The 19,673-nt window shown below is 41.0% G+C and carries 21 protein-coding genes and 5 tRNA genes; 2 read left to right on the forward strand and 24 right to left on the reverse strand.

All coding sequences use genetic code 11. The annotated features are described in order from the left end of the window. Window positions 1-33: 33 nt before the first annotated feature. From rpoB to VS868_RS03085, 23 genes are all read right to left on the reverse strand, one after another. Window positions 34-3,846 (reverse strand): DNA-directed RNA polymerase subunit beta, encoded by a 3,813-nt coding sequence (gene rpoB, locus VS868_RS02975; protein ID WP_266069943.1) that lies wholly within the window; start codon window positions 3,844-3,846, stop codon window positions 34-36. Between the two features lie 132 nt (window positions 3,847-3,978). Beyond that, window positions 3,979-4,356 carry a 50S ribosomal protein L7/L12 gene (gene rplL / locus VS868_RS02980; protein WP_266069942.1) on the reverse strand — a complete coding sequence of 126 codons (378 nt, stop codon included), beginning with the start codon at window positions 4,354-4,356 and terminating at the stop codon, window positions 3,979-3,981. Between the two features lie 58 nt (window positions 4,357-4,414). Continuing rightward, window positions 4,415-4,936, reverse strand: a complete 522-nt coding sequence (gene rplJ / locus VS868_RS02985) for a 50S ribosomal protein L10 (RefSeq protein WP_266069941.1) — start codon at window positions 4,934-4,936, stop codon at window positions 4,415-4,417. A gap of 12 nt (window positions 4,937-4,948) precedes the next feature. Beyond that, window positions 4,949-5,647: a 50S ribosomal protein L1 gene (gene rplA / locus VS868_RS02990; RefSeq protein WP_266069940.1), complete on the reverse strand. Its 699-nt coding sequence runs from the start codon at window positions 5,645-5,647 to the stop codon at window positions 4,949-4,951. Window positions 5,648-5,665: 18 nt separating this feature from the next. Next, window positions 5,666-6,103, reverse strand: a complete 438-nt coding sequence (rplK, locus tag VS868_RS02995) for a 50S ribosomal protein L11 (protein ID WP_266069938.1) — start codon at window positions 6,101-6,103, stop codon at window positions 5,666-5,668. Between the two features lie 76 nt (window positions 6,104-6,179). Next, window positions 6,180-6,731 carry a transcription termination/antitermination protein NusG gene (gene nusG, locus VS868_RS03000; protein WP_029035716.1) on the reverse strand — a complete coding sequence of 184 codons (552 nt, stop codon included), beginning with the start codon at window positions 6,729-6,731 and terminating at the stop codon, window positions 6,180-6,182. An 11-nt stretch (window positions 6,732-6,742) separates the two neighbouring features. Then, window positions 6,743-6,940: a preprotein translocase subunit SecE gene (secE, locus tag VS868_RS03005; RefSeq protein ID WP_266069936.1), complete on the reverse strand. Its 198-nt coding sequence runs from the start codon at window positions 6,938-6,940 to the stop codon at window positions 6,743-6,745. 138 nt (window positions 6,941-7,078) lie between these two features. Then, window positions 7,079-7,151, reverse strand: a tRNA-Trp gene (locus VS868_RS03010). Between the two features lie 57 nt (window positions 7,152-7,208). Further along, window positions 7,209-8,396 (reverse strand): elongation factor Tu, encoded by a 1,188-nt coding sequence (gene tuf / locus VS868_RS03015; protein WP_266069935.1) that lies wholly within the window; start codon window positions 8,394-8,396, stop codon window positions 7,209-7,211. Between the two features lie 58 nt (window positions 8,397-8,454). After that, a tRNA-Thr gene (locus VS868_RS03020) sits at window positions 8,455-8,526 on the reverse strand. 263 nt (window positions 8,527-8,789) lie between these two features. Then, window positions 8,790-8,865, reverse strand: a tRNA-Gly gene (locus VS868_RS03025). Between the two features lie 76 nt (window positions 8,866-8,941). Then, a tRNA-Tyr gene (locus tag VS868_RS03030) sits at window positions 8,942-9,024 on the reverse strand. A gap of 264 nt (window positions 9,025-9,288) precedes the next feature. After that, window positions 9,289-9,362 (reverse strand) — tRNA-Thr (locus tag VS868_RS03035). A 97-nt stretch (window positions 9,363-9,459) separates the two neighbouring features. Further along, window positions 9,460-9,765 (reverse strand): ribosome-associated translation inhibitor RaiA, encoded by a 306-nt coding sequence (gene raiA / locus VS868_RS03040; RefSeq protein ID WP_266069934.1) that lies wholly within the window; start codon window positions 9,763-9,765, stop codon window positions 9,460-9,462. A 29-nt stretch (window positions 9,766-9,794) separates the two neighbouring features. Next, complete coding sequence (locus VS868_RS03045; RefSeq protein ID WP_345599133.1) at window positions 9,795-10,700, reverse strand: tyrosine-type recombinase/integrase; 906 nt, start codon at window positions 10,698-10,700, stop codon at window positions 9,795-9,797. 88 nt (window positions 10,701-10,788) lie between these two features. Then, window positions 10,789-10,983, reverse strand: a complete 195-nt coding sequence (gene rpsU, locus VS868_RS03050; RefSeq protein ID WP_266069931.1) for a 30S ribosomal protein S21 — start codon at window positions 10,981-10,983, stop codon at window positions 10,789-10,791. 154 nt (window positions 10,984-11,137) lie between these two features. Beyond that, the gene (locus VS868_RS03055; protein ID WP_345599134.1) at window positions 11,138-12,307 is read right to left on the reverse strand and encodes an acyl-CoA dehydrogenase family protein; all 1,170 of its coding nucleotides are present in this window, start codon (window positions 12,305-12,307) and stop codon (window positions 11,138-11,140) included. A 57-nt stretch (window positions 12,308-12,364) separates the two neighbouring features. Next, on the reverse strand, window positions 12,365-13,243 hold the full coding sequence (locus tag VS868_RS03060; protein ID WP_345599135.1) for a helix-hairpin-helix domain-containing protein: 879 nt from the start codon (window positions 13,241-13,243) through the stop codon (window positions 12,365-12,367). Window positions 13,244-13,258: 15 nt separating this feature from the next. After that, entirely contained in the window at window positions 13,259-15,346 is a 2,088-nt protein-coding gene (locus tag VS868_RS03065) for an amino acid carrier protein (RefSeq protein WP_345599136.1), read from the reverse strand. Between the two features lie 136 nt (window positions 15,347-15,482). Continuing rightward, window positions 15,483-15,713 (reverse strand): PspC domain-containing protein, encoded by a 231-nt coding sequence (locus VS868_RS03070; RefSeq protein ID WP_266069923.1) that lies wholly within the window; start codon window positions 15,711-15,713, stop codon window positions 15,483-15,485. Between the two features lie 12 nt (window positions 15,714-15,725). Then, the gene (locus VS868_RS03075; protein ID WP_345599137.1) at window positions 15,726-17,039 is read right to left on the reverse strand and encodes a DUF2851 family protein; all 1,314 of its coding nucleotides are present in this window, start codon (window positions 17,037-17,039) and stop codon (window positions 15,726-15,728) included. A 54-nt stretch (window positions 17,040-17,093) separates the two neighbouring features. Next, window positions 17,094-17,633, reverse strand: a complete 540-nt coding sequence (locus VS868_RS03080; protein ID WP_345599138.1) for an SGNH/GDSL hydrolase family protein — start codon at window positions 17,631-17,633, stop codon at window positions 17,094-17,096. Beyond that, window positions 17,534-17,791: a hypothetical protein gene (locus VS868_RS03085; protein ID WP_345599139.1), complete on the reverse strand. Its 258-nt coding sequence runs from the start codon at window positions 17,789-17,791 to the stop codon at window positions 17,534-17,536. Before VS868_RS03085 ends, VS868_RS03080 begins: the two co-directional genes overlap by 100 nt. A gap of 196 nt (window positions 17,792-17,987) precedes the next feature. Here VS868_RS03085 and VS868_RS03090 point away from each other — a divergent pair, with 196 nt between their 5' ends. Together VS868_RS03090 and VS868_RS03095 are read left to right on the forward strand one after the other, a co-directional pair. Continuing rightward, window positions 17,988-18,164, forward strand: a complete 177-nt coding sequence (locus VS868_RS03090; RefSeq protein ID WP_345599140.1) for a hypothetical protein — start codon at window positions 17,988-17,990, stop codon at window positions 18,162-18,164. 50 nt (window positions 18,165-18,214) lie between these two features. Beyond that, window positions 18,215-18,544, forward strand: coding sequence for a hypothetical protein (locus VS868_RS03095; protein WP_345599141.1), 330 nt, complete (start codon window positions 18,215-18,217; stop codon window positions 18,542-18,544). Between the two features lie 72 nt (window positions 18,545-18,616). On the opposite strand, the gene VS868_RS03100 is transcribed toward VS868_RS03095, so the two are convergent. Beyond that, complete coding sequence (locus VS868_RS03100; RefSeq protein ID WP_266069913.1) at window positions 18,617-19,597, reverse strand: cysteine synthase family protein; 981 nt, start codon at window positions 19,595-19,597, stop codon at window positions 18,617-18,619. Between the last annotated feature and the right edge of the window lie 76 nt (window positions 19,598-19,673).

Below are 19,673 nucleotides of genomic sequence, written 5' to 3' on the forward strand. Positions count from 1 at the left end.
TTGTGCAGGACTTTCGCCCTGCACAACAAAGCTTTATTCTTCTAATCTAATATCTAATCCCAGACCTTTCAATTCGTGCATAAGTACGTTGAAAGATTCAGGTAGTCCCGGTTCTGGCATTGGCTCACCTTTTACAATGGCTTCATAAGTTTTGGCTCTTCCTATTACATCATCAGACTTCACAGTTAAGATTTCACGAAGGGTTGCCGAAGCACCGTATGCCTCCAGCGCCCAAACTTCCATCTCTCCAAAACGCTGTCCACCAAACTGAGCTTTACCTCCAAGCGGCTGCTGCGTGATCAATGAGTAAGGCCCAATAGAACGTGCGTGCATCTTATCATCAATCATGTGGCCCAACTTAAGCATGTAGATCACACCAACAGTTGCAGGCTGGTCAAAACGATCTCCAGTACCACCATCATAAAGATAGGTATGACCGAATCTTGGAATTCCCGCTTCATCTGTCAATTCATTGATCTGATCTATAGTCGCACCATCAAAGATTGGAGTAGCATATTTTCTACCCAATTTTTGTCCGGCCCATCCAAGAACAGTCTCATAGATTTGTCCAATGTTCATACGTGAAGGTACCCCAAGTGGGTTCAATACGATATCAACAGGTGTACCATCTTCAAGGAAAGGCATATCTTCCTGGCGAACTATACGGGCAACAATACCTTTGTTACCGTGACGCCCTGCCATTTTATCCCCTACTTTAAGCTTACGTTTCTTAGCGATGTAAACTTTAGCAAGTTTGATAATACCAGAAGGAAGTTCATCCCCTACAGAAATAGTGAATTTCTCTCTTCTTAAGTTACCCTGAATATCATTTTCCTTAATACGGTAATTGTGAAGAAGATCGGCCACCAAAGCGTTCAGGTGGTCATCTGTAGTCCACGTACCTTGTGTAAGGTGAGCATAATCATCAACTGAATTAAGCATTTTTTGAGTATACTTCTTACCTTTTGGAAGGATCTCTTCTCCAAGGTCGTTCATTACACCCTGGGCAGTTTTACCTCCAATAATAGCGAAAAGCTTATCTACAAGTTCACTCTTTAAAATGGCAAATTTTGCTTCATATTTTTTCTCAAGTGCCGCAACATCTTCTTTATCCTGAGCTCTCTTACGCTTATCTTTAATAGCGCGGGCAAACAATTTCTTGTCTATTACCACACCTCTCAATGAAGGCGAAGCTTTAAGAGAAGCATCTTTTACATCACCGGCTTTATCACCAAAGATTGCTCTAAGAAGTTTTTCTTCAGGGGTTGGATCGCTTTCTCCTTTTGGGGTGATCTTACCAATAAGAATATCTCCCGGCTTCACTTCGGCTCCAATCCTGATCATTCCATTCTCATCAAGGTCTTTTGTAGCCTCTTCAGAAACGTTTGGAATATCATTAGTCAATTCTTCGTTACCAAGTTTGGTATCTCTAACTTCAAGAGAATACTCATCGATGTGAATAGAAGTAAAGATGTCATCTCTAACAACTTTTTCTGAAATCACAATCGCATCCTCAAAGTTATACCCTTTCCATGGCATGAAGGCAACTTTCATGTTACGTCCAAGAGCAAGTTCCCCTGCTTCGGTAGCGTACCCCTGACAAAGCACCTGTCCTTTATTCACTCTGTCTCCTACTCTTACAATAGGCTTCAGGTTGATAGAAGTACCCTGGTTTGTCTTTCTAAATTTAACCAGTTCATAAGTTTTAGAATCTGAGTCAAAGCTTACCATGCGCTCTTCTTCAGTTCTATCGTACTTAATAATGATCTTTTGTGCGTCAACGTACTCTACAGTTCCTTCACCTTCAGCATTGATCAATACACGGGAATCTGTAGCTACCTGTCTTTCAAGCCCTGTACCAACAATAGGAGAATCAACTCTTAAAAGAGGTACTGCCTGGCGCATCATGTTAGATCCCATCAAGGCACGGTTCGCATCATCATGTTCCAAAAATGGAATTAACGAAGCAGAGATAGAAGCGATTTGGTTTGGTGCAACGTCCATGTAGTGAACCTGAGATGGCTCTACAACAGGGAAGTCACCTTCTTCACGTGCAATAACTCTATCGGCTTCAATAGTACCATCATCACTCATTGCGATGTTCGCCTGGGCGATCATCTTATCTTCCTCTTCTTCGGCACTTAGATACCTTGGCTCATCGGCAACATTCACTTTACCGTTGATTACTTCACGGTAAGGAGTTTCAAGGAATCCCATTGAATTCACTTTAGCATAAGCTGAAAGTGAGGAGATAAGACCAATGTTTGGTCCCTCTGGTGTTTCAATAGGGCAAAGTCTTCCGTAGTGCGTATAGTGAACGTCACGTACCTCGAACCCTGCTCTTTCTCTTGATAAACCACCAGGCCCAAGAGCCGAAAGACGACGCTTATGCGTGATCTCTGCAAGCGGGTTGGTCTGGTCCATGAACTGAGACAGCTGGTTGGTACCAAAGAATGAGTTGATCACAGAAGACAGGGTCTTCGCGTTGATCAAGTCAATTGGAGTAAATACCTCGTTGTCACGTACGTTCATTCTTTCACGAATGGTACGTGCCATACGGGCAAGACCTACACCAAATTGCTGAGACAGCTGCTCTCCTACTGTTCTTACCCTACGGTTAGAAAGGTGATCAATATCATCAACTTCTGCCTTTGAATTGATAAGTTCAATAAGATATTTTACAATGGTAATGATATCTTCACGGGTAAGCACCTGCTTATCCATAGCGATATCAAGACCTAGTTTCTTGTTCATTCTGTAACGACCTACTTCCCCAAGGTTGTAACGTTGGTCTGAGAAGAACAGTTTGTCAATAATTCCACGTGCAGTTTCCTCATCTGGCGGTTCTGCATTACGAAGTTGACGGTATATGTGCTCAACCGCTTCCTTTTCGGAGTTGGTTGGGTCTTTTTGTAATGTATTGTGGATAATAGCGTAATCTCCGGTTTGGTTATCCTCCTTGTGTAGCAGGATAGTTTTTGATCCGGTCTCTAATATCTCTTCAATATGGTCTTTATCAAGAACAGTATCACGATCTAATACAATCTCATTACGCTCAATTGAAACAACCTCTCCAGTATCTTCATCAACAAAATCTTCATACCAGGTGTTCAATACACGTGCGGCCAGTTTACGGCCAAGGACTTTTTTAAGTCCGGTTTTAGAAACTTTAACCTCTTCAGCAAGGTCAAATATTTCAAGAATATCTTTATCGCGCTCAAATCCAATGGCACGGAAAAGTGTAGTTACAGGTAATTTTTTCTTCCTATCGATATAGGCGTACATTACGCTATTGATATCGGTAGCGAATTCAATCCAGGATCCTTTAAAAGGAATTACACGGGCAGAATAAAGTTTTGTCCCGTTTGCATGGAAGGATTGTCCAAAGAATACTCCGGGAGACCGGTGCAACTGAGAAACGACTACGCGCTCAGCTCCATTGATACAAAAGGTCCCGCTTGGGGTCATGTAAGGAATCGTCCCAAGGTACACATCCTGAACAATAGTTTCAAAGTCCTCATGTTCCGGGTCTGTACAATAAAGCTTTAACCGTGCTTTAAGCGGTACACTATAGGTCAATCCACGCTCGATACACTCCTGAAGGGAGTATCTTGGCGGGTCCACAAAATAGTCTAAAAATTCTAGTACGAATTGGTTACGGGTGTCCGTAATGGGAAAGTTCTCCATGAAGGTATTGTATAAACCTTCATTTCCTCTTTCTTCTGATTTCGTTTCTAATTGAAAGAAGTCCTGGAATGACTTAATTTGGATATCCAAAAAGTCGGGATAAGCAGGCCTGTTCTTAACAGAAGAGAAACTCAATCTTTCAGTTTGCGTTGCTAACATCAATGGACGGAATTATGTTATTATAATAAAATGGGCGCGAAATAAACAAGAAATATTTATATACGCAAAATGGTTTAGACCTCAGAGAACCTAATCTCCGGGTCTAAACCTATATGTGTCTGTGGGTTTAGCTTATTTAAGCTCAACCTCAGCTCCTGCTTCTTCTAACTGTGCTTTTAATGCTTCAGCTTCGTCTTTAGAAACTCCCTCTTTTACTGGTTTTGGAGCACCATCTACCAATTCTTTAGCATCTTTCAAGCCAAGACCGGTAAGTTCTTTTACTAATTTCACTACGGCTAGTTTAGATCCACCCGGAGCTTTAAGGATTACGTCAAACTCAGACTGCTCTTCAGCGGCTTCTTCACCACCAGCAGCAGCACCACCAGCAACAGCAACAGCCGCAGCAGCAGGCTCGATACCGTATTCCTCTTTCAAAATATCAGCTAATTCATTAACTTCTTTAACTGTTAAGTTAACTAATTGTTCTGCAAAATCTTTTAAATCTGCCATTTTCTATCGTTTTTAAAATGTAATGTAATTTATATTTGTTAAAAAGTGCGTACTATGCTTACTCTTCTTTCTCAGAAAGAGTCTTAAGAATTCCTGCGATTTTACCACCACCAGATTTAAGTGCCGAAATAACATTTTTGGCAGGTGATTGTAACAGTCCAACGATATCTCCAATAACTTCTTCTTTAGATTTGATGTTAACCAGGGTATCCAGTTTATCATCTCCAATGAATATAGCCTCTTCAATAAACGCGCCTTTTAGTAAAGGGCGGTCAGATTTTTTTCTGAATTCTTTAATTACTTTAGCTGGTGCATTTCCAGTTTCAGAAAACATGATGGAAGTATTTCCTTTCAAAATAGAAGGAAGTTCTCCAAAATCTTTACCTGAACTTTCCATGGCCTTAGCCAAAAGTGTGTTCTTAACTACCGCCAGCTTTACGTTCGCTTTAAAACAAGCTCTACGCAAGTTTGATGTATTCAATGCATTTAAGCCTGAAATATCTGCTAGGTAAATAGTGGTATTATCAGCTAACTGGGCAGTTAAATCTTCAATTACTCTTGATTTTTCTTCTCTTGTCATAATCCAATAATATTATTGCTCAGTGAACCTTTTAGTATCAATTTCAACACTAGGGCTCATTGTGCTTGACATGTGGATACTTTTAATATACACACCTTTAGCAGCCGTAGGTTTCAATTTAACCAGGGTAGTTAATAATTCTCTTGCGTTACCTGCTATTTTCTCAGCTTCGAATGAAGCTTTTCCAATACCGGCATGAACAATACCAGTCTTATCTACTTTGAAATCGATCTTACCGGCTTTCACATCAGATACTGCCTTGGCAACATCCATAGTTACAGTTCCGGTTTTTGGGTTTGGCATTAAGCCTCTTGGCCCAAGGATACGTCCTAAAGGTCCTAGTTTACCCATAACGCTGGGCATAGTGATGATTACATCAACATCTGTCCAGCCACCTTTGATCTTATCAAGGTATTCATCTAAACCAACATAATCTGCGCCAGCTTCTTTAGCTTCTGCTTCCTTATCGGGAGTTACAAGAGCTAATACTTTAACGTCTTTACCAGTACCGTGTGGTAAAGTTACTACGCCACGCACCATTTGATTAGCCTTACGTGGATCTACGTTCAAACGAACAGCGATATCCACAGAAGGATCAAAATTCACATTGGTTATATCTTTTATTAAAGCCGAAGCCTCTGCCACCGAATAAGTCTTACCTTTTTCAATCTTAGATTGTGCTTCCTTTTGCTTTTTAGTCAATCTTGCCATTTCTAATTTCTTTTTGGATTAAAAAGGTGCCTGTCCTTTTACAGTAATTCCCATAGATCTTGCTGTTCCAGCTACCATCTTCATTGCAGATTCTAAAGTAAATGCATTTAGATCCTGCATCTTATCTTCAGCAATGGTTCTTACCTGATCCCAAGAAACACTAGCTATTTTCTTACGGTTTGGCTCACCAGAACCCTTCTTAGCTTTCGCAGCTTCCAAAATTTGCACTGCAGCCGGGGGAGTTTTAATTACAAAATCAAAAGATTTATCTTTGTACACTGTAATAACAACAGGCAATACTTTTCCCTGTTTATCCTGGGTTCTTCCGTTAAATTGCTTACAGAACTCCATGATATTAACTCCGGCAGCACCTAAAGCTGGTCCAACTGGTGGTGATGGGTTAGCAGCACCTCCGCGAACTTGTAACTTAACAACCTTACTTACTTCTTTTGCCATTTTATTAATTTTAAGATGATAGTTTTGTTAGTGGAAGCATACTAAAACTATCCAAAAATATATAGTGTAACAGTTATTATACTTTTTCTACCTGCATGTAACTCAGTTCAAGCGGAGTTTTTCTTCCAAAAATCTTCACCATCACTTCAAGCTTACGCTTTTCTTCATTGATCTTTTCAACCGTACCATTAAAACCGTTAAAAGGACCATCAATTACTTTGATAGTCTCACCAATAGTAAAAGGAATCGCAACATTGTCTGCCTTTACAGAAAGCTCATCCACTTTACCTAACATTCGGTTAACTTCAGATTTTCTTAGCGGCACAGGATCTCCTCCTTTTGTCTCTCCTAAAAACCCAATAACACCATTGATTGATTTAATAATGTGAGGAATCTCTCCCCCAATATTAGCAAGGATCATTACGTAACCAGGGAAGTAAACACGTTCCTTATTCACCTTTTTGCCATTCCTTATTTGAATAACCTTTTCGGTTGGAACAAGAACTTCTTCAATAAAATCTTCAAGGCCTTCATGAGCGATCTCCCGCTCTATATATTCCTTAACCTTATTTTCCTGTCCGCTTACGGCACGAACTACATACCATTTTTTATCTTTCACCTCTGCCATTGCAATATTATTTATGATTTAATCCACTCAAAATATTGCTCTATAACACCGCTAAAAACAGTATCTACACCCCAGATCAACAATGCAAACACTATTGAAAACACAACCACAACCACAGTCAACTTTTGAGCTTCTGCCCATGCTGGCCAGGTCACGTGGTTCTTTAATTCATTATAGGACTCCGAAATGTAATTTGATATTCCTGCCATGGTATTAATTTTTTCAGCTTAATAAGTCATTAAGCACCGGCTCCCGTTATATCACCCCTTGTAGTGGAAAGAATTCTCGGTGGCCATGTGATTGATCACTATTATTAAAAAAGAGGTTTATATCGACCACTCTTTATGCACGGGTTGAGAGACTCGAACTCCCGACACCTGGTTTTGGAGACCAGTGCTCTACCAACTGAGCTAAACCCGTAAATATAAGTCAAGATATTCACCGGAGTGAATACCTTGACTTTTATACTAAACTATATTAGTCTAAAATTTCAGTAACCTGACCAGCACCTACTGTTCTACCACCTTCACGGATAGCGAAACGTAGACCAACATTCATTGCGATTGGCTGGATAAGATCTACAGTAATAGTAAGGTTATCACCTGGCATTACCATCTCAACTCCTTCAGGAAGGTTAATTGTTCCTGTTACGTCAGTTGTACGTACGTAGAACTGTGGACGGTAGTTGTTGTGGAATGGAGTGTGACGTCCACCTTCTTCTTTCTTAAGGATATAAACCTCAGCTTTGAATTTAGCGTGTGGAGTTACAGATCCTGGCTTGGTAATTACCATACCTCTTGAAATCTGAGTCTTTTCAATACCTCTTAGAAGGATACCAACGTTGTCACCAGCTTCACCTCTATCAAGGATCTTACGGAACATCTCAACTCCAGTAATTGTAGAAGTAAGTTTTCCAGCTCCCATACCAATGATCTCTACTGGATCACCAGTGTTAGCAACACCAGTTTCGATACGACCTGTAGCAACAGTACCACGACCAGTAATAGAGAATACATCTTCGATAGGCAATAGGAATGGCTTATCAACATCACGCTCTGGCAATTCAATCCAGTTATCAACAGCTTCCATCAATTGAAGTACAGTGTCAACCCACTGCTGCTCACCTTGAAGTGCTCCAAGAGCAGATCCAGAAATTACAGGACCATTATCTCCATCATATTCGTAGAAAGAAAGAAGATCTCTTACTTCCATCTCAACTAACTCAAGTAGCTCCTCATCATCAACAAGGTCAACTTTATTAAGGAACACAACGATTCTTGGAATACCTACCTGGCGTCCTAGAAGGATGTGCTCACGAGTTTGTGGCATCGGACCATCTGTAGCCGCAACCACAAGGATAGCACCGTCCATTTGAGCAGCACCAGTCACCATGTTCTTTACGTAATCGGCGTGACCAGGACAGTCAACGTGAGCGTAGTGACGCTTTTCAGTTGAATATTCAACGTGTGAAGAGTTAATTGTAATACCTCTTTCTTTTTCTTCCGGTGCGTTATCAATTTGATCAAAAGATCTAGCTTCTGAATAACCGGCATCAGCCATTACCTTAGTAATCGCTGCTGTTAAAGTTGTTTTTCCGTGATCTACGTGTCCAATAGTACCTATGTTTAGGTGCGGCTTGGACCGATCGTAAGTTTCCTTTGCCATAATTAATACTTATTTAATCTTAGTTATATATTAGTGTTCAATTTTACACAAACCTCAGAGCCAACGACGGGAATTGAACCCGTGACCTCTTCCTTACCAAGGAAACGCTCTACCCCTGAGCTACGTCGGCAAAAAAGCCTCCACCAAGCTTTTCTGGGGAGACGACTATAGGATTCAAAAATCCAGGCCCTACTTCCGGTTAACAGAAAAACACGCTAATAGCGTGAAAACCTCCGTTAAAAGAAGAACCTTTCTTCTTTGGTTCCCGGGAAATAGAACCGAAGTTCAACACCCGAAGAATTTATAATGAGTCACTTTCACTTTGCAGCTCTAAGCTCCTCTTTTCTTCCAAAATCAAGACCCTTATACAAGCATCTTAAACCAGGAAAGATTTGGAGCGGGAGACCGGGTTCGAACCGGCGACATTCAGCTTGGAAGGCTGACGCTCTACCAACTGAGCTACTCCCGCAATTTTCAAACTCCAGGCCTCAAGCACCAAATCCCAACTTGGTGTTTGGAATTTGTTATCTGGAATTCAATTTTTGTGGGGAGAGCAGGATTCGAACCTGCGAAGTTAAAAAACAACAGATTTACAGTCTGTCCTCGTTGGCCGCTTGAGTATCTCCCCAATTAATTCTTTCAGTATTTCACAGAACCATCGCTTTGGAATGGCTTATTTTTAGAAGCCGCAAATTAATAGAAAATTAATTTAGCAACCAAAGCTTTTTTTCAAAATTTCAAGAACTTTAAAAATCAAATAAAATTTGACTTTTTAGAGCCGATGGAGGGACTCCCCTCGACTTCGCTCGGGATAAACTTCTCATCCCTCTGTAACTTTTCAAAACTCTGTTTTTCCAGGCTACACCCTTGCGTTTTCACTTCAATATTTTAGAGCCGATGGAGGGACTCGAACCCACGACCTGCTGATTACAAATCAGCTGCTCTAGCCAGCTGAGCTACATCGGCAAAACTTTTTCTTTTTCATAAAAAAAGTCCGCTATTTCTAACGGACTGCAAATGTATAAATTAATATTTGTTCTCAAAACATTTGATGAAAAATATTTTAAGCTACCTGCACATTAAATTTGCGCTTGCGCTTTTGAAGCTGCCTCTCAAGTGAACTAACACATTCATCTACACCTACTTCAAATCTCCTGCCCCTTTTTTTACAAATTATTTCATCTCCCGGAATACTTAGTAAAATTTCTGAAATTTTATTTTCCTTATCACTCGCTTTCTCCACTTTGAGGTACACATCGGCATAAATTACATTGTCGAAATGATTTTCAAGTTTGTCAAGCTTTTGCTGAATAAGGTTAACCAGTTTTTGATCGGCGTGGAAGTTCACGGATTGCACATTGACTTTCATAAAAATTGAAGTTTTTAATTAGACAAATTCTATAACCCCTTCTTGTTGTTCCTTGGATGCGCATTGCGGTAGACCTTATTAAGCTCAGCCATGCTGTTATGAGTATAAACCTGGGTAGCAGCAAGGCTGGAATGCCCCAAAAGTTCTTTAACAGCATTTAAATGAGCACCCTGGTTCAATAAGTGAGTGGCAAAGGAGTGTCGCAGGATATGCGGACTCTTCTTTAGCCTACTCGAGATACCTCTAAAGTAATTATTTATTGTACGGTAAACAAGCGAATCATAGGTTTTAACGCCTGCTGCTGTCAAAAATAAAAAGTCTTCTGAAACAGCATTTTTGACACCTTCCCTCTCATTGAGATACCCCTTTAATGTATTCATAACACCAGGTAAAAGTGGCACAAACCTCTCTTTATTCCCTTTACCTTTTACCTTTAGAAGACCCGTAGTCATATCGACATCCTGCAACCTTATATTTATGAGCTCACTTCGCCTTACCCCGGTTGAATAGAAAAGTTCAACCATCAGTTTATTTCTAACTTCTTCAAAACCTTCAGCCTGCACCTGCCCCAGGGCCTGTTCCATTTCTCCTTCAGAAAATGGCACCTGCAGGTTGCGTGAAGTCTTTAAAGCCCTGTGTTTTGCTAAAGGAGAAGTTTCCAGCTGCTTTGACTTCTGAAGAAAACGATAAAAAGCTTTTAAAGAAGATACCTTTCGATTAATACTATTATTGGACATGCCCTGCTCAACCAGCTGCACAATCCAGCTACGCACCTGGGAGTAATTCACCTGCTTGAGATCCTCCTGCCCGTAAGTTTCAGCGATAAAACCGGCAAAAGAAAGAAGATCGGCCCGGTATGCCGTGACCGTGTGAACCGAATTCTTTTTTTCCAGTTCCAGGTAATCAAAAAATGAAGTGTAAATATTTTGGGGCATAAAAAAACTGTTGACAAACAAAGTTATAAAACTTTATCTATCAACAGTTAATATTATATACCTAAGAACTCAGGCTTAGGAATTGATACTAGATCTCTTCCTGATCTCTTAGATGCTGAATGTAAGCAGCTTTTTGGACTTGAGCCCTACGTTCTACCGACGGTTTTGTAAATGCCTGACGATCTCTCAACTGACGCATTGTTCCTGTGCGATCAAATTTACGCTTGAAACGCTTCAGCGCTCTATCAATATTCTCTCCGTCTTTAACTGGTATAATTAACATAGTGTCACCTCCTTTCTTTAAAAATTATTTTCGAGCTGCAAAGATAATCGTTAATTGTAAACTCGCAATTTTAATTTGTTTTATTTCTTAAAAAAATTTCCAAGAACCAAAATCCAAATTCCAAGCACCAAATTCCAAAACCTTAAACCTTGGACTATTTGGCTGCCGGTTTGTATTCCTTCCCGTCAATCACCATTTTAGCGATGATCTCACGAAGAATTTCTGAAGTCCCGCCTCCAATAGGCCCCAGGCGGCTATCCCTCAACAACCGCGCTAATGGATAATCTTCCATATAGCCATATCCTCCCAAAAACTGAAGGCACTTGTAAATAATCTCATCGGCTATTTTTGTAGAAAGCAGCTTAGACATACTGGCTTCTTTAACCACATAAACCCCGCGGTGCATTCTTTCGGCAATAGAATAATTAAATTCCTTTGCCATCTCCACCTCGCTGGCCATATCGGCATAGCTGTGACGCAGAGCCTGGAACTTATCAATGGTTCTTCCAAAAGCTTCCCTTTCTTTCATATACTTCAAAGTATAGTCTAAGGCAAACTCTGCACGGGCATGGGCGTTAATCCCCATAATTAGCCTTTCAAAAGCAAAGTGCTGCATGATGTAAGGAAAGCCTTTACCCTCTTCCCCCATAAGGTTTGAAGCTGGTACTTCTACATTATCAAAAGCAATCTCGGCAGTGTCTGATGCTCTCCAGCCCAGTTTATTCAGTTTTGTGGCCGAAATCCCGGGAGTTTCACGGTCTATCACAAAAATGCTCATCCCCTTCCCTTTTAGCTCGGGAGCAGTCTTTGCAGCTACAACAAGATAATCTGAATAGACTCCATTCGTAATAAAAGTCTTGGATCCATTAATGACATATTTATCCCCTTTTTTAACCGCAGTAGTCCTCATCCCGGCAACATCACTCCCGCCAGAAGGCTCACTAATACAAAGACAGCCAATCTTTTCTCCACTAATACTGGGTGCCAGATATTTTTCTTTGATGCGGTGATCTCCCTCTTTGTCAAGATGCGTCATTGCAAGATATGCATGCGCCCACATAGCCGCTGCAAATCCGCCACTATTGATCTTTTGTAACTCTTCAAGAAAAATCACAGTATAGAAAATATCGAGATTTAATCCTCCATATTCTTCGGAATAATTGAGGCCGAAATATCCCATTTCTCCAAATTTCTCCCAGATAAAGCGCTCAATAGTCCCTGTCTCCTCCCATTTTTCGATATGCGGAACCACCTCTTTTTGAAGGAATTCCTGAAAGCTTTTGCGGAATAATTCGTGTTCTTCTGTAAAATATCTGCTGTTCATAAAGTTTATTTCTGAATGTTTTTTTAAACCTGAAAATTTTCTGGGAATGCGAAAAACTTAGTTTTTCTGGTCAATGCTCAAATATAGGGCAATTCTGCCTAATTTTTCCAGAGGAAAATTCGGAATCTGCCCAAGTTCTTCCAGGCTCTTTATTTCTCCTGCCTCTTCCCGAAACTTCACAATGGCACGGGCCTGCTCGTAATTTAAATATGGGATGCCGGTGAGCTGCATAAGGTTCACCTTATTAATATCCAGCCGTTCTCCGGGCCATTGCTGCACCTCAAAGTGCAGCAGCAGCCTTTCCACAACTTCTGGAGAGAGGCCGTAGACATCATTAAGCTGCACCTCACCTCTAAAGCCGCCAAGCGAATTACGGTATTTCACAATCCTGGCAGAAAGTTTTTCCCCTATCCCATTAACCCGTTGCAGGTCTTCGGCCGTAGCGGTATTAATATCAGCTTTGGAAAGAGGTGTCAAAAATGCCTTTTTTGGCACCCTGTTTTCTTCGGAAGTATTTCTGCGGAAATTGGGAAACTGAAAAGAAGGCGCCAATATCTTCAGCAAAGAATCTGAAACTCCCGTGACCTCCTGAAATTCTTCAGCAGAATTGATCCATAGATCGCGTTCCCTGAATTCATGAAGCCGGTCTATTTCAGCTACAGAAAGCTCCAGCAAATAGCCTTTATAATCTGAAATAAAATTGGGATTGAAAGGCGCTACTGCCACCTCATCTCTTTCAGCCGCAACCTGCTTCAATGAATCAACCGTACGTTGCATTTCAGTGACAATTTTTTCTTCTTCAGGGTCTGGAAGGTCTTCCGAAGAAAAAAGAATGAAAAAGTAGATCCCCTGCAGGGCAATGATGATAGCTACCAAAACAAAAATCCCATTCTGTTGACTTCTGGTGAAAACAAAATGGGATTTCCAGTTTTTCATTATGTAAGTTAGGCCTTAAGAGGCTTTTTTCACCCGCTCTTTTTCAGGCTTATGAAAAAGCTCGCCGACTTTCAATTTTCTTGAGTATTCTCTAAGATCCTTTCTCACCTCACCAGACATGATGTAAAGCCCGATGATGTTAGGGAAAGACATGGCAAGGATCATCATATCTGAAAAGTCAAGAACAGCACCAAGGCTCACCGATGCTCCCACTACTACAAACACAAGAAAGAGTGCTTTATAGAGTAGTTCCATATTCTTGCTTTTTCCGAAGAGAAAAGTCCAGGCTCTCATTCCGTAGTAAGACCAGGAGATCATTGTTGAGAAAGCGAATAAGAATACTGCAGCTGCAAGAACGTAAGGGAACCACGAGATCACACTACCAAAAGCGGTAGACGTTAATTCTACTCCTCCTACTCCTTCAACCTCGTGCATTCCTGTAAAAATAAGCACAAGCGCAGTAAGGGTACACACTACAACTGTATCGATAAAAGGCTCAAGAAGTGCCACAAAACCTTCAGACGGCGGATTGTTTGTCTTGGCGGCAGAATGTGCAATAGCAGCAGATCCTACCCCGGCCTCGTTAGAAAAAGCCGCTCTTTGGAACCCGACAATCAATACACCAATTACCCCACCTTTTAAGGCACTGGGGCTAAAGGCTCCATCCCAGATCGCAGCAAACGCCGGACCTATATTTTCAATATTTACACCAATTACAACTAAGGCTCCTACAATGTAGACTGCTGCCATAATTGGAACAATTTTCCCTGTTACTTTGGCAATACTGCTTATTCCACCAATGATCACAATTCCCACAAGAATTGCAACTACCACCCCGAAGATAAACCCGTTACCAACAAGCGCCGGAAATTCACCCGCAAGAATTACAAAAGACTGGTTGGCCTGGAACATGTTTCCACCTCCAAAGGAGGCTCCAATTGCAAGAATAGCAAAGAAAACCGCCAGGAATTTACCCAATCCGGTCATATTTCTCTTTTCAAGCCCATACCTAAGATAATTCATAGGACCTCCAAAAACGCGCCCTTCAGAATTTATAAAGCGGTATTTTACCCCCAGGGTACACTCCACGAATTTGGACGACATCCCCAGAAGACCAGCAAGGATCATCCAGAGAGTAGCTCCGGCTCCACCAAGGGAAATAGCAACAGCCACCCCGGCAATATTACCCAATCCTACCGTACCCGACACTGCAGTGGCAAGCGCCTGGAAGTGTGTTACCTGTCCGGGTGCATTGGGATCGTCATATTTTCCTTTAGCAAGATCAAGAGCATGTTTAAACCCTCTAATATTTATAAAGCCCATTCTTATTGTAAAGAACAATGCTCCTAAAACGAGCCATATTACAATGAATGGGATATCTTTTTTCTGCAAATCTCCGTTAGGATGAAGTAATGGCACAGGCTGATCATATCTTATGGCAGCGAGATAATGTGCCCCCTGCTCAATAACATCTTCAACATTCTCTGAATTATAGATCATTCCCCCCTCCTTCACTAAATACTCGAGGGTACCTGTAGCATTTGCGTAGGCAGTACTTTCTTCTTCTCCATCCTGCAGCACAATGGCAATAGGCTCTCCTTCTTCAACACGCTCTCCTTCGGCTTTAAGCCATTCTTTCAGAAGAAATCGACTATCGGTACGGGCTTCCCAATTTGGCGCTGCTACTCTTTTAATGTCGGCATAGACCACAGGATCATAAATTCCAATAGCTGAGAATGGATCCCAAAATAGCACGCTACCCATGCTTTCCACAATAGGAGCAAAGGTGCCATTGAAATGTTCTGTAATGGCTTTTGCCGGTACTTTAATTGTTTTGGTAACACTGTTGTTGTTGGCATCGGTAACGGTTACCGTATAATCTACACCTTCAATAAGACCTTCTGCCCGCGGGGCATCCAAAGGTGTGTCCTGTTTGGACCATTTGTACTGATAAGGAGGCGCCCCCCCCTGTACCTGAAGTTCAGCAAAGCCGTCATTGATCACCTTTGAAGGGTTTTCAACCTGGACTTCAACATCAAGGTTTTGGGCATAAGTAGTTAAAAAGAATACACAGAATAATAATGAAAGTATCGACTTTCTCATAAAAGGATTTTAGAATAATACTAAATGGAATTTTCGGCGAAGCAAGATGCTAAAAATATTAACGTTTTCAAATTTTATGAAGTTAAAATGCAAAGAAAACGTTAACCCATAAGACTTAAGAGAAATTTAGGCCCCTCTAAAGATCAAAAACTGATGTGCGTTTTGAGTAGATCATATCCTTGAACCTGAGGAGGAAAGCAAATGTGAGGTAAACTGCAAAACCTATCCCAAAAGTGGCAAACGAAAGGTAGATAAAGAACAGCCTTACGTTTTTAGCTCTCATCCCAAGTTTATCGGCAAAGCGCGAAGAAACATAAAACCCATGTCTCTCAAAAAAGTTCCTTATTTGGTTCACCCATCTCTGCATATCACAAATATATTAAAAATGTGGTTGCTGTTGCAAGATTTCCAGGCCTACTGCACAATGTAAACAGGCTTTCCTGTCACAGTACTCTTTTTTTAACTGCAGTAATGCCTGTGATCTTAATGCATTCTTCACGATAGATGGCCTTAGGGTTTTAAATTTTTTGACTATTTCATTTTCCTCTGCAGCAACGGCCTCTATAAGGGGAGCCACTATCTCGAAAGCATCTTTCCCCTCACTTTTAAGGTAGGCAAATTTTACAGGAACCACAGTATTCACGATGAGAAGATCCAGGAACTTCTTTCCCGGTTTCTTTATTCTCGCAGTGTGCCTGCGCGAAAAGGTATAGTGTGTATTCCAGAATTCATTTAAACGCACTTCGAAAAGTTCGTGAACCTGTTGCGTATTTTGACATTTTTGAAGCTTCGAAAACAGCGCCGCATGTTCACAGTATACTGCTGCAAGCTGCACCAACCTAATTTCAGGAAAGTTATCGGGCCTGAGACGAAAATATTTAACAGGCAGAACTCCTTTTCTACACAAGGCAAACTTATGCTGCAAATAGAGATAGATCTCTCTTAACTTTAAAAAATAAGGTTCTTCATGATCTTTTTCCAGCAGCCCCGCCTGCCCCAGTAGCAATGCTTCCATTTCGAGAGCATTTGCTCTCACTTTTCTTACTACCGGAAAAGGAATAGATCCCGCGATACTCAGAAAAGCCTCCCCGTTTATGTTGAGCCCAAAATTTTTGGCCAGCATTTGAAAAAGCACCGCCTCCCAATCTCCGGCAGTTTTTGAGAGCAGCTCTGAAATGAGGGAAGATTTCTTCTCCAGTCGCTCCACGTATAGACGCTCCAGCCAATTGTCTATTACAAAATCATCAATATCGGGCAGTTCTTTTTCGCAATTGATCCATTTCCCATGATCTTCTGCACACAACCTGTTGTAGCTATTGAGGCTTTCAGGCAAGACCAGAGACTGTAACTCCATCACTGGAAGTGGCGAATTATCCCTTCGGAAGATATCAACGTCATGAACCCAGACAATATGAAGAATCACATTATCATAGGCAGGATCGGTTTCATGCCCATGCATGTACCAATCTGAAGAACGAATATGGATTTCGACATTTCCTGCCCATTCCTGATCATTGATTCGAAGCCTTGAGTACAGAAAATCGGGACCTGAAAGCTCATTGTGCAGACCTGGCGAGATGACACTAACCACAGCGCCATCTACAGTTTTCATCTCCTGTAGATCGAACTTCTGAAACTGCCATAAATAATGTAGATAATCTTCCCGCATCAAATAAAAGTATACAATATTCACATACCTTACTGATACACAACCAAATAAAATGACAGATTCGCCTTACAACTAATGTTAATTTTCGATAAGCAACTTTTGCTTTACCTCGTGATAAAATTTCTCTACCCAACGGCGGTACATTTCCCCACTGGGATGAAGGTTATCCTCGGCAATTAATTCAGGTTTTTCTATTGCTTCACGGGAAATGGGCGTAATATCATAGACCTCTATATTGAATTCTGAAGCTACTTGCTTAAAAACTTCATTAAATTCATCTATTTCACGTCCAATTTTTTCAGCATTTTCGGCACCAAAGGGCGTCACTCCATAATCGGGAATGCTCACTGCAAAAACCCCTGCTGCTCCATTAACCGAATGTAAAATAGCTTCTTTAAAAACTTTCTTCAGGTCTTCCCGATAAGTTTCTATAGATTTTCCCTGGTATTGATTATTTACCCCAATGAGCACCGAAACAAGATCATATTTTTCATTGTTTAACTGCGCATCTATAGCCTTTAAAAGATCCTGAGTGGTCCAACCTGTAGTGGCAATGATCCTGGGATCTTTAACTTCAAATCCATCGCTCTTAATTGCTCTACAAGCTGCACAGGCCATCTCATTTCGGGCGCTACACTTTCCCCTATAGTATAAGAATCTCCCAAAGCCAGGTACCGCAATGGCTGTTGCTCTACTACTGTAATATTTTCTGAAGAATTCTCTTTACATCCCGCAAACAACATCAGCATTAAACAGAGTATGGATATTTGTTTCATCAGTTTCAGTTTTAAGTCACTAAATATACTATTCAACAGCAGCAGTACAAATACTGCCGGGAATTTTTTCAGAAATGATCAGCAAAAATGGCATTTTTGAGGGGACAATTATCAGGAAATTCTTAATTCACGGTTAAAGAGGCTGCTGCTCGATTAATTTTCAGCTAAATATTTTATCTTACTCAAAACCTTGCCCATGAAAGCCACACCACCTGTACCGGGAGAGCAAAACCCGGATAGTAAAGCCGAAAAACCTCCAAAAAAGGAAAATAAATTCATGTCTCTGCTCAAAAAAGTAGGATTTAATATTTGGCTGGCAGTAATGGTTATTGGAGGCGCACTGGCTTTTGTTACAGCTCTGTTCCTGGTATGAAAAATATCTATCTGCTTTTCAGTATTTGCCTCGCAGCCTTTCTTCTGAATATGGCTTTAATAAAGCTAGCAGTTGAATTACCCGAATTTTTCACTTCTCACCTCAATGATCTTTTATGCATGCCCATAGTTTTAAGTATATGCCTGTTTATCATTAGAAGCTTCAGCAGAAACAAGGGCATCAAAATTTCCCTTTTTTCAGCATGCTCTCTCGCGGCACTTTATTCTGTTTATTTTGAGCTTTATCTGCCTAACAACTCTACAAGATATACCTCAGATGTAATAGATGTGATTTTATACTTTTCAGGTGCATTTGCTTTTTGGCTGGTTCAGGGAATGGAAGCAGCCAAGGAATCTTCAGCAATAAAAAAAGCTGCCTAAAGTAAGAAATTAAGACAGCTCTTTAATATTTAAATCAGTAAGTCCTGATTTTAGGTTCCAGTGAACATATTCTTAGTCAATATATCCCATTTTTCGCATCCATTCATCATTGAACATTTTACCTACATAGCGGCTACCGTGATCGTGAAATAAGATTACCACCACATCATCCTTCTTAAAATGTTCTTTTAGCTGAAGTAATCCTTTTATAGCGGCTCCCGCACTATTCCCAAGGAACATCCCCTCTTCTTTAGCCAGCCTTTGGGTATAAACCGCTGCATCTTTATCGGTTACCTTTGTAAAACCGTCAATAATGTCAAAATCTACATTCTTCGGAAGGATATCTTCCCCAATTCCCTCTGTAACGTATGGATAAATCTCCTTTTCATCAAACTCGCCGGTCTCATGGTATTTTTTGAATACCGAACCATAGGTATCAACCCCCCAAACCTTCACATTTGGATTTTGCTCTTTCAGGTATTTTCCTACTCCCGAAATAGTTCCGCCGGTACCCACACCTACTACAAAATGTGTCACTTTTCCATCGGTTTGTTTCCAAATTTCGGGTCCGGTACTCTCGTAGTGGGCTTTGGTATTGGAAAGGTTGTCGTACTGGTTCACATACCAGGAATTCGGGGTTTCTTCCGAAAGGCGTTTAGAAGTGGAATAGTAAGATTGAGGATCATCGGGCGCTACATCGGTTGGGCAAACCACAACCTCACTGCCTACGGCTCGTAAAATGTCAATTTTCTCCTTAGACTGTTTGTCGGCCATCACACAAACCATTCGGTAGCCCTTCACTATAGCGGCAAGAGCAAGCCCCATACCGGTATTTCCCGAAGTCCCTTCAATAATGGTTCCCCCCGGCTTAAGAAGTCCGGCAGCTTCGGCATCTTCAATCATTTTCACCGCCATACGGTCCTTTACCGAATTTCCGGGGTTGAAAGTTTCATATTTTGCCAGCACCAAAGCATCTATACCTTCCGTAAGCTTATTGATCTTAACTAGAGGCGTATTTCCAATGGTACCTAGTATATTTTCAGCGTATTCCATATCTCAAATTTTCGGCTGCAAAGGTAAGAAAAAAAGCAGCTTTAGAAAGATTGCAAAAGGGATGCCGAAAAAGGCA

This window comes from Salinimicrobium sp. 3283s (assembly GCF_039602225.1).
In the GTDB taxonomy this organism is placed as follows: Bacteria; Bacteroidota; Bacteroidia; order Flavobacteriales; family Flavobacteriaceae; genus Salinimicrobium; species Salinimicrobium profundisediminis.